Below are 11,668 nucleotides of genomic sequence, written 5' to 3' on the forward strand. Positions count from 1 at the left end.
TATCTGGACAGTATGAGTCAAGGTGAAAAAAATTTTTAAAAAATTTGAAAACTTTAAAACCTTTTTCCATTTGCCCCTGTCTTATATAGTAGAAGGCAGGAAAATAAAATATTTCTCTTGCATCTGTAAATATTTGTTGTAATAAAAAAATGAAAAGGAGAAGAAAGATGATGAAAAACAAGAGTTTATGGAAAGGGTTAATTGTAATGCTGGCAGCAGCATTCGTAATGTTAGTGATGCCAGTGCAGAAGGCATCTGCAGCAGGAACAACAGAGGGACCAGAACTGAAATGGGACAGTTCGTATAGTGGCAGTACAGAGACCAGTAAATGTTATAAATATGCATTTTCTTTGAAACAATCCGGAAAGGTTGTTTTTGTAATTCAGATATCGAATGCAGGATATGGGTTTACCGATATTAGTAACGTGAAAATTTTAGATGAAACAGAAAAAGAAGTATATTATACTTATAATGTAGTAAGTGGAAGCATATCGGTAGATTTGCTGGCTGGTAATTATACATTAGTACTAGGTATGAATGATGGCATGAGTGGTTGTAATTTCACATTTACACCATCATTTACAGCATCTAAGGAAACCAAATCAGAAAGCACAATGGCAAAGAACAATGAGATGGGAACAGCAACCTCTTATAAGCTTGGCAAATCTGTAAAAGGTCAGTTGGCGTTGAATGATGATGTAGATATTTACAAGATGAGGGTAACAAAAAGCCAGTATGTAAATCTGACAATTTCCAGTAAGATTCGTGAACTGAATGTCAGTTTTGCAAATACAAGTGGTAGCCGGAGTGTTAGTGTATCAGATATAGAAGCGGGACTCCATAAATACAGAGTATTTTTACCAAAAGGAACATATTATGTCAGCTTTAGAGGAAGCATGAATTATGCAACTGATTATTGTTATACAGGTAATTATTCCTTTAGAACTTCTACAAAAGCAATACCAAAGCCAACTATTACTAAAACAAAACCGGATAATAAGTATAAGACGATGTATATACGGTGTAAGAAAAATTCATTGGCAAATGGCTATCAGTTCCAGATTGCAAGAGACAAAAAGTTTAAAAAGGGCAAAAAGACAAAGCAGGATGAATATACAGGAATGTATATGGTTGATTTGAAAAAAGGAACATATTATGTTCGTGTTCGTTCTTATGTGAAGATTGATAATTATGGTAGTACTCCGGATGAATATTATTATTCTTCTTGGAGTAAGGTTAAGACTGTTAAGATTAAATAATAATAAATACAACCCTACATAAATAAGTACAAAAACTGACATATGGATCATCATATTTTCGGAAGAAAAGATACCTGATCCTCATGTCAGTTTTTTGTTGCCTTTATTTTCTTCATCTTGCTATCCCCTGTGAACTACGTTACAATGAAATCTGGAGAGACGGTGAGACGTGGTAGAAAAGGAAGTGAGTATTATGTGTAATTTAAGTCAGGGTATCAAGGAAGAAAGTGAAGCTAAAGGTGAAGAGAAGGCAAGAACAGAGATTGTACTAAATATGCATAAGAAAGGCTATTCTTTGGATCAGATTGTTGAGATAACAAATCTGGATGTTAGTGCAGTAAAGGCTATAATAGGCTAAACAGAAAAAACGGATCTGACATATTTCTATTAAAAGTATACAAAAATGAAAAAACAGGCGTGTGGGAGGCTACAAATGATTTGCAAAACATGTGGGAATGATCTGCAGGGAAATGAATATAACTGTCCGTTCTGTGGGGCGGCAGTTGATTATACAGAGGCGGTGGAGCAGGCAAAAGCCGGAAGGGAAGAAGGCTTTTCCTATCTGTATGAGATGACATATCGGAATAAGCTGTATATTGCGATGAAATACATGAAGAATGAGGATGAAGCGATGGATGTTCTGCATGATTCCTATGTGAAAGCATTTGAACGGCTTTCCGGTCTTCAGGATGCAAATTCATTTCCGGGATGGCTCAGTACCATCGTTGCAAATACCGCAAGGAATGCATTGAGAGATCGCCATACAGTGAATTTTTCGGATATGCAGAGAGAAGATCAGGATGGAGAGACATTTGAATATTCGATCGCAGATGAGAACATGACAGCCCAGCCTGAGATGGCATGTACAACGAAAGAAACACAGGAAATGGTACAGGAGCTGATCGGATCATTGTCTGATGAACAGAGAATGTGTGTGCTGATGTTCCACATTGAAGGATACAGTATAAAAGATATTGCGACAGTTCTTGGATGTTCAGAGAATACAGTAAAGTCCAGATTGAATTATGGACGGAAGAATATTAAGGCAAAGGCAGAGGAGCTTCAGAAGAAGGGTTACAAGCTGTACAGCTACACACCTATGGCGCTTCTTACCTATCTGCTGATGGCAGAGCGTGGAGGCATGCTGGTAGCAGGAACCTTCGACAAGCTGGCAGGTGTTGGAAGTGTAGTCGGTGCCGGGTTGATTCATGGTGGTGCCGCAGGCGCATTATCTGTTGCCGGAAGTGCAGCCACAGCCGGGGGTACCGGAGTCGCCGGAGCTGCAGGGTCGGCAGCGGGAACAGGTGCAGCCGCAGGAGGCAAGACGGCAGCAGCTACAGCGGCAAAACAGACCTTCTTGAAAACAGTAGCAGGAAAAATCACAATGGCGGCAGCCGGAGTGGCAGTAGCAGGAGGAGCAGCCGGTGTAGCAATATACAATCACAACCAGAACACCTGGCAGGATGCATATACAGAGGTGCTGAAGGAATATAGACAGGAAATTCAGGATTATGGCTGGCAGACTTCACAGGTGCGGGAGAACGAACCGACGTTGGTAGGAGAAGCCAGAGCGATTACTGTTGTTGATATTATGGGAGATGATACTCCTGAACTGATCTTTGCGGCACAGGATGAATCAGATCCGAATAAAGCGGATCTTCATGTATATACATATATAGATAATGAAGCAGTACAGGTTTATAGTGGAGAACTTGATACAAGGTCAGATGAGAACCGGGACAAATGGGGAGCGGAAGGAACTCCGTATGTCATAGTTGATGCTAACGAAACTTCAGGTCATGGATGCCGGTTGTACATACTTTGCAGCGATGGACAGAGTGATGATACAGAGATTGGTATCATAGATAAGATGATAGAATTCGATGTGGCTACTTCTCGTGGAGATAGCTTACAACCGATTGTCTGGACCTGTCATGCAGAACAAGTGGGGGATGAAGAAACGGTGCCGGTTGCAGAACGGGATGGTATATCTGTGGCCTGGGAGGAATATCAGACAAAACGCGACGAAATATATCAAGAAGTGGATAGTGAGGTTCTGAAGAACATGGCGGCGACAGCTCCTTATGGCATATATGATCAGTTGGCAGATATTAACAGAGATTCGTCAGGAAATATAATGGCAGGTCGAAATTTAGGAGGAGTAAGTGACGGATGTGAAATGTCCTATGCAGATGCATTGAAATATTTTAAAGAGAGCAAATAATAAAAAATTATTAGCGTGCCTTTGGCTGTTTTTTAAGAATCAGTCGAAGGCATTTTATTTTATAAGAGAAAGTTCATTCTATAAAAAAACTCTCCGACTGAAAATACCGAATCTCTCCGATTGTATTTCCAAAAACTCTCCGATTATACTTAAAAAATGGTGTCTGAAAAAATTTTTAAAAAATTTCAAAAAATATAAAACTTTTTTGCAACCTCTGTGTCATATAGGTGAAACGATACAGAGGTTGCATTTTTTATGGATGAATTTCCGGATAAAAAATGCTCCTCAGATAAAGAAAAGGAGAATAAAAAATGAAGAAAATGAAAAGAATCGAAATCGCACAGTACATCGCATTGGGAGCAACCTGTTTAACCGTTTTAGGATTTGTCCTTTCCGGTATTTTTGGTGGCAGGATCCCGATGTCTATGATGGGGTATGGAGTTATGGCAGGCATTGTTTCCTACTTCTTCGGAGGGTTTGGAACTGCGGTGAGAATGGCAGGCAAGATAGCAAAATGGGGCTGGCTCATCGTACCATTTCCATATGACATCGTTACAGGTATGGTATCCTTCTTCATCTCGATCATGGTCTTTATCGGATTGCCGATCATCCCGATCCGTAAGGCATACAAAGAGCAGATGATGGATGTTGAAGTAGTTGAGTAAAAAGAATGTAGAAAGAGAGGACAGATTATTATGAGTAGAAAAATGAAACAGATCATGTTAGCAGTAATTTTAATGGTGATGATGTGTGCAGTAAGTCCTGCACGAAAGGTATCCGCAGAGGTGTTAAACAGTCCACAGCAGATCGTATGGGGACAGAGTTACAGTGGCGAGTTGGAGGATGCACAGAATACATATGAGTATACATTTACGATGAAGAAATCCGGTACATTTTCTCTTGCGATTGCGACGGAAGGAATTGGAAAGACACACACCGGGCTTAATTATATAAAAGTCAGCGATATGTATGATAATGAGATCTATACAGCATCAGTCAGTGAAGGAAATGGCAGCTATAAGGCAGAATTATTAGCAGGTGATTATAAATTATCACTGTGTGCAGGTTTTTATACCGGCTGCAAGTTTACATTTACCGCATCATACAAGGCATCCGGCGAGACACGTTCCGAGGCATGGCTGTCACAGAACGATGAGAAAACGATGGCATTTACCTATAAGGCAGGTACGACCTATAAAGGACAGTTTGCATTTAACGAGACAACAGATATCTATAAGATGAAGATGACAAAGAACCAGTACATGAACATTCAGATCAACAGCAAGATCAAGGAAATGAATGTTGTGATCGAGAATACGAATGGTGACATTCACTATATTCAGACGGGTGTTACACCGGGAACCAGAAAATACACATTTTTCCTGCCAAAGGGAACCTACTACATCACGATGACCAAAGGCTGGCCATATAGTGTTGATCCAAATTATGCCGGAATGTATACATTTAAGACGACATTTACAGATGTTCCGAAGACCACTGTAAACAAGGTAAAGAATCTTTCATCCGGAAAGTTAAAGGTAACATGGAAGTGCAAGAACAAGGCGACCGGATATCAGATCCAGATCGCAACGGATAAGAAATTTAAAAAGAATAAGAAAGTATATGATGCGCCATTTAAGAATTACAATAACTGTACATTCTGGGATCTGAAAAAAGGCAAGACTTATTATGTTCGTGTCCGTTCTTATGTAAAGGCAGGTTCCCGCGAGAAGAAATGTTACTCTGTATGGAGCAAATATAAGACTGTAAAGATAAAGAAATAGAATATAATGTTATCCTGATTTTGTGGTATGCTATAATAAAGCAAAAAATATCCAAAAACTTAAAACTTTTTACCCACCTGATCTGTCCAATAAACAGGAGGTGAGATATATGGATGTGTGGAAGGCAGTGTGCGCGTTTGTTGCATTGTTAAGAAAAGAACGAAAGGAGCTGCCGGACGATCCAGAGCAAAAGAAAGAATTATTTGAACGGATCGAGCACGACAGGCAGTCCAGATAAATAATGGTTAAAAAGAATCAATAATTACAGAGATTAGATAAAAAGCAGGAGGAGCAGGATAACATGAAGTGCAGAACATGTGGAAATGATTTACAGGGGAATGAATACAACTGTCCGTTTTGTGGCAGCTGTGTCGATTATACACAGGCAGTGGAGCAGGCGAAGGCAGGACGGGAAGAAGGCTTTACATTCTTATATGAGAACACATACAGGAATAAGCTATACATTGCAATGAAATATATGAAGAATGAACAGGATGCGATGGATGTCCTGCAGGATGCATATATAAAGGCATTTGCCAGATTAGATAGTTTGCAGGATGCAAATGCATTTCCGGGATGGATGAGTACGATCGTAGCACATACAGCGCTTAACGCACTTCAGAAGAAGCAGGCAGTTCTGTTTTCTGATCTGCAGAATGAAAATGATGAAGGGGATGTCTTCGAATACAATCTGGAAGATGAGAATATGAGCACACAGCCGGAAATGGCATGTACGGTACAGGAAACACAGGATATGGTGCATGAGCTGATCGATTCCTTGTCGGATGAACAGAGGGTCTGTGTGCTGATGTTCCATCTGGAGGGCTACAGCATCAGGGATATCGCGACCATATTGGGTTGTTCGGAGAATACCGTAAAGTCCAGGTTGAATTATGGACGTAAGAATATCAAGGCAAAGGCAGAGGAGCTTCAGAAGAAGGGCTACAAGCTTTACAGCTACACACCGATGTGTCTTCTTGTATATCTGCTTATGGCAGAACGTGGAAATATGATCGTTACGCATGTATTTGAGCAGATGGCAGGTCTTGGTGGAAATGTTGCAGCCGGCATCATTCATGGTGGTGCTATGCAGATGGCGGGCAATGTTACAGGCGGGGCTGCCCAGATAGCAGGAGGAACCGCCGGACAGATGACCGGAGGAGCATCCCAGATAGCAGGAGAAACTGCTGGACAAGTAGCCGGAGGAACAGCACAGACAGGAGCTGCCGGATCGGCTGCGGGGGCAGTAGAAGGCGGAAAGGCTATCGCAGCTACAGTTGGAAAGCAGGCATTTATAAAAACGGTAACAGGCAAGATCGTGATCGCAGCCGCTTCCGTTGCCCTGGTAGGAGGTGCGGTCGGAGCAGGATTTGCATATAAGCACTCACAGGATAAGAAGAAAGATCAGAATGCGACAACAGAAGCCGCTTCGGAAGCAAATGATGATACTGTTACAACAGAAGTGACAGCGGAGACAGAGGCAACCACAGAGGTTACTACAGAAACTTCAACGGAGATAACTACAGAGGCAGCTATCGATGAAAGTCTTTATAAAGCAGCATACAAAGAGGTACTTGAATCCTATAAGACACAGATCGACAATTATTACTGGCAGTATGAGTATGATTATTCGACAAAGACAGCCAAGGAAGAACAGACTCCAATCACGTTTGCCGATGTGACAGGTGATGATGTGCCGGAGATGATCCTGATAAGGTCAGAACAGAACGAAGCTTCAATTGCACAGATGGATATTTATAGCTTTGACGGAACAAAAGCAAAAAGAATCTTTGGAACGGATATGGAAGAATATGGTGGCTGGGATATAAATGCTGCTTCCGGAACCAGCTACTATCTGTTTACAACCAAAAAGGGAACCTTATATGCATATAGTGGGTTCGGAGATGAGAGTTATACAGACAGTTATATCAAATTCACGGTAGATGATTCCGGCATGCTTCAGAAGTCAACAACCTGGACAAGAAAGAAAGGTCCGAATGACGATTATTCAGCAACTGTTGTCACATGTCAAAAGAACGGCTCTGAGATCACAGAGGATAAGTATAATGCTCAGGTAGAGAAGCTGCAGAAGAATTTTCATACGTTATTAATGTACAATGGACAGGGCAAGGATAAAGCCAAGGAGGTTCTTGGTACGCTGGATGATACCGCTATGACTTATGATGAGGCTATGGAATATCTGGGAAAGATCACACAGAAAAAAACGGACAAAACGGCATCTGACAAAAAGCAGGAGAAATCTGCCGATAAGAAAGAAATCTCTGCCGGAAATGCCGGAGAGGTAGCAGTGACATTGCCTGAGGATCTGCCGGAAGAATTTATTCTGACGAGTGGAGTAGGTGCATGGGGAGCCGGTATGGATATCAAGCCGGACGGAACCTTTACGGCATCTTATTATGATAGCAATTATGAGGGCAGATCAACGTCCAGCGGTTCCGGATCATTTAAGAATATTAAACAGGTTGATAAATATACTTACACAATGGAGCTGGACACTTTAAAGTATGATGATGAGATCGGTAAAGTGGTTGCAAATGATAACGGATACAAAACCACATTTACAGAGCTTTACGGAATTGCGGGTGGAACGACATTTACAGTGTATCTTCCGGGTGCACCGACAGCAGATATGCCGGATGGAATGAAGAACTGGCTGGGCTTTCATTATTACAATGTCCCGATACCGGATGCCCTTGACTGCTATGCCATTTATAATGTAGATAAGGAAAAAGGATATTTCAGCACAGGGTTACAGTAAATAGTAAGATGTTTTGGATACGATGAAACGCACTTTACGTTTTCTTATCCTCAAAAATGTCGTATTAGGTGTTGGTAAAAAGTGACACCTTTCCGGTTGATAGTTGCGAATAAACCCCTATATCTTGAAAAAAATAGATTATTTATAGTATAATGTCAAATGAGTAACTGTAACAAAAAGGAACGGAGAATACGAAGGAGCGTTACAGATGAGAATAAGCTACAACAAACTTCAAAAACTTATGATTGATAATCAAATGAAAAGACAAGATTTAATGCGTGCTGCGGAGATTTCATCGTCTGTTGCAACAAAATTAAATAAGAATGAAACAGTATCCCTTGATGTGCTTATGAGAATTTGCAAAGTATTTCATTGTGATATTGGCGATGTATGTGAAGTCATATTAGACGAATGATATGAGGAGGTCTGAAGATGGCGGCAAGTGGTAAGAAAAATATGTTTAACGAAGCTACTCGTGTTCAAATGCCAGCAATGGTTCATTTGACACGCCTTGGTTATACTTATTTCGGGAAAATAACTGAAGATATGGCAGGCACAGTATATGATCCTGATACCAATATCTTAATTAACGTTTTCAAGGAGCAGTTCGCACGGCTTAATCCTACCTACGCAGGAGAAGCGGAACAGACATTGAAAACTATTAGGCAGGAATTAGATAATGATGATATAGGACGCAGTTTTTACGAGCGTTTATCGTCTGTTTCGCCTGTTAGATTGGTGGATTTTGAAAATCCAAAGAATAATACATATCATTTTACCGCCGAGTTCACTTGTAAGCGTGACCAAGATGAATTTAGACCTGATATTACATTGTTTGTAAATGGACTTCCACTTGTATTTGTTGAAGTAAAGAAGCCGAATAATCACGGCGGTATGGTTGCAGAAAGCAAGAGAATGAACCAAAAGAGATTTCCTAATAAAAAATTTAGGAGATTTTTGAATATTACACAGTTGATGATTTTCTCTAATAATATGGAATATGACACTATGGGTGGTATTGTTCCGGTTCAGGGGGCATTCTATTGTACGACGGCAAAACAGTCTGCACCGTTCAACTGTTTCAGAGAAGAAAATCCTACAAATTTGGATATTGCACCTTATAATGCAGATTTCCCATATAAGGATATTGACCCGATTGTTGAAAAGAAGATATTGACTGACTTTAATTGTCAGGTTATTCATACTTCTCCGGAATATCAAACAAATTTAGATACCTATACACCGACCAATCGAGTACTGACATCTATGTGCAGTCCTGAAAGATTGTTATTTATATTAAAATATGGAATTGCCTATGTTCGTTTTCATAAAGAAATAAATGGCAAGATAGAGTTTATTGAGCAGAAACATATAATGCGTTATCAACAGATGTTTGCTGCATTAACAGTAAGAAGTAAGATTGATGAAGGTGTTAATTCAGGTGTTATATGGCATACTCAAGGTAGTGGAAAAACAGCCCTTTCTTATTACCTGACTTATGTTCTTTCTGACTATTTTAGCAAGCAAAATAAGGTTGCAAAGTTTTATTTCATTGTTGACCGTCTTGATTTGCTGAAACAGGCTTCAGAAGAATTTGAAGCTCGTGGATTGGTTGTAAAAACAGCAAGTTCCCGTGCTGAACTTATGGAACAGTTCCGTAACAATCAGGCACAAGAGGGAAATACGGGAAAACCAGAAATTACAGTTGTAAATATACAGCGTTTTGCTGAAGATAGGTCAAAAGTTGACCTTCCTGCGTATGCAACGAATTTGCAGAGAGTATTTATTATTGATGAAGCACATAGAGGATATAAACCAGAAGGCTCATTCTTGGCTAATCTTCTTGATGCGGATAAAAATGCGATTAAGATTGCGTTGACAGGAACACCGCTTTTGAAAGAAGAAAGAGAATCTTGGAGAGTTTTTGGTAATTATATTCATACATACTATTATGACAAATCAATTTTAGATGGATATACGCTGAAAATTATCCGTGAGGATATAGAAACGCAGTATAAGGAGCGACTTTCTGAAATTTATGAAAAACTTGAAACCTTGGTAGAAAAGAAAGATGTAAAGAAAAGTCAGATTGTTGAACACGATAACTATGTCAAAGAGTTGCTTAGATATATTATTTCTGACCTAAAGAGATTTAGACAAATTCAGGGAGATAATACGCTCGGCGGTATGGTCATTTGTGAAACAAGTGAGCAGGCAAGGAAGCTGTTTGCATATTTTGATGAAATTCAAACGGAACTTAATAAAGACGTTTCTATGAAAAGTCATTTGCGAGCTGGACTTATACTTCACGATAGTGATGACAAAGATACAAGAGATAAGATTATTGATGACTTCAAAAATAATATGACAGTTGATATTCTTATCGTTTTCAATATGCTTCTTACCGGATTTGATGCACCAAGATTGAAACGCCTGTATTTTGGTCGAAAATTGAAAGACCATAATTTGTTGCAGGCAATTACAAGAGTCAACAGACCATATAAAGAAAACCATTATGGTTATGTCATTGATTTTGCAAATATAAAAAGGAATTTTGAGGAAACAAATGAAGCATACCTCAAAGAGCTGAACCGTTTTAATGACCCGAATGAAGTTGGTGCTGGAAATGAAACAGATACATTCAAACAGGTTATTGAAGACCCGGCAGAACTCATTAAACAAATGCAGGAAGTGCAGCAGGTTCTTTTTAACTACACCACAGATAATGCAGAAGAATTTAGTTCTGAAATATCCACGATTGAGGATAAGCAGGAATTGCTTAAACTTAAAAAAATTCTTATTGCTGCTCGTGATTGTTGTAATTTGGTAAGAACCTTTGGCGATGATGAGTTAAAGGAAACATTTGCAAAAATGGAATTAACAAAATTGCCATCATTGATTTCAGAGGTGCAACATCATATTGATAACATAAATCAGAAGGAACTTTTTGCAAGTGATGATACCACGAAATTGCTTGTCAATGAAGCAATGGAGGATATTACATTTAATTTCAGCAAAATCAGTGAAGAAGAATTAAAAATTGTCGGTGGTAAAGACGCAGTGACAGAAAAGTATAAAAAGACTGTTCGTGCTTTTACACAGAATATCGACCCTGATGACCCTGAGTTTATTACTTTGCAGGAAGCATTTTTGCTTCGCTTCAAGCAACACGGCTTTGAACCTAAGAGTGTATCTGAGATTGAGGAGCAAGGAAAAGAACTGGAAGATATTCTAAAAAAGCTTGATGAATTGCAGAAGAAAAACACGGTTCTGCTGAGGAAATATAATGGCGATGCGAAATTCGCAAGGGTTCATAAAAGAATCAGGGAAGAAAATCTTGCTCGAAAAGCAGCAAATAAACAGCCGATTGTTTCAGAGTATGATATGTCTATTATGAATGTTTTGCTTTCTATTAAGTCTGATATTGACCAGAAAGTGTATGACAGAAATGATATATTGAAGAAAGACGCATATTTTGAGAGAACGGTTATGACACAAATAAAAGCAGGCATTGATAAGTTAGGAATAGCGAGTGCTCGTGAGGATAGAGTATTTATACAGAGCAGGATTACAAAACAGTATCTTGACCAGTATAACCAGACTTATTCAGTGGCATAAAGGA

Annotated in this window: 9 protein-coding genes; all 9 read left to right on the forward strand. The window is 39.4% G+C overall.

The genetic code is table 11. The features are described 5' to 3' along the window. Positions 1 to 167: 167 nt before the first annotated feature. The 9 genes from DWW85_RS06445 (at position 168) to DWW85_RS06475 (ending at position 11,664) form a co-directional block, all read left to right on the forward strand. Positions 168 to 1,259 carry a hypothetical protein gene (locus DWW85_RS06445; protein ID WP_117808054.1) on the forward strand — a complete coding sequence of 364 codons (1,092 nt, stop codon included), beginning with the start codon at positions 168 to 170 and terminating at the stop codon, positions 1,257 to 1,259. Between the two features lie 193 nt (positions 1,260 to 1,452). Next, positions 1,453 to 1,617 (forward strand): hypothetical protein, encoded by a 165-nt coding sequence (locus DWW85_RS12685; protein WP_156782874.1) that lies wholly within the window; start codon positions 1,453 to 1,455, stop codon positions 1,615 to 1,617. 75 nt (positions 1,618 to 1,692) lie between these two features. Further along, positions 1,693 to 3,483, forward strand: a complete 1,791-nt coding sequence (locus tag DWW85_RS06450; protein ID WP_181986520.1) for an RNA polymerase sigma factor — start codon at positions 1,693 to 1,695, stop codon at positions 3,481 to 3,483. 311 nt (positions 3,484 to 3,794) lie between these two features. Beyond that, the gene (locus DWW85_RS06455) at positions 3,795 to 4,148 is read left to right on the forward strand and encodes a hypothetical protein (protein ID WP_117808056.1); all 354 of its coding nucleotides are present in this window, start codon (positions 3,795 to 3,797) and stop codon (positions 4,146 to 4,148) included. 30 nt (positions 4,149 to 4,178) lie between these two features. Next, positions 4,179 to 5,267 (forward strand): fibronectin type III domain-containing protein, encoded by a 1,089-nt coding sequence (locus DWW85_RS06460; RefSeq protein ID WP_117808057.1) that lies wholly within the window; start codon positions 4,179 to 4,181, stop codon positions 5,265 to 5,267. Positions 5,268 to 5,376: 109 nt separating this feature from the next. After that, positions 5,377 to 5,505, forward strand: coding sequence for a hypothetical protein (locus DWW85_RS13035; RefSeq protein ID WP_278286976.1), 129 nt, complete (start codon positions 5,377 to 5,379; stop codon positions 5,503 to 5,505). Between the two features lie 63 nt (positions 5,506 to 5,568). After that, positions 5,569 to 8,046 carry an RNA polymerase sigma factor gene (locus DWW85_RS06465; protein WP_117808058.1) on the forward strand — a complete coding sequence of 826 codons (2,478 nt, stop codon included), beginning with the start codon at positions 5,569 to 5,571 and terminating at the stop codon, positions 8,044 to 8,046. A gap of 208 nt (positions 8,047 to 8,254) precedes the next feature. Then, positions 8,255 to 8,461, forward strand: a complete 207-nt coding sequence (locus tag DWW85_RS06470) for a helix-turn-helix transcriptional regulator (protein WP_008789334.1) — start codon at positions 8,255 to 8,257, stop codon at positions 8,459 to 8,461. 17 nt (positions 8,462 to 8,478) lie between these two features. After that, positions 8,479 to 11,664, forward strand: coding sequence for an HsdR family type I site-specific deoxyribonuclease (locus tag DWW85_RS06475; protein ID WP_181986521.1), 3,186 nt, complete (start codon positions 8,479 to 8,481; stop codon positions 11,662 to 11,664). Positions 11,665 to 11,668 lie beyond the last annotated feature (4 nt).

This window comes from Clostridium sp. AF17-21AC (genome assembly GCF_003461365.1).
Classification (GTDB): Bacteria; Bacillota; Clostridia; order Lachnospirales; family Lachnospiraceae; genus Coprococcus; species Coprococcus ammoniilyticus.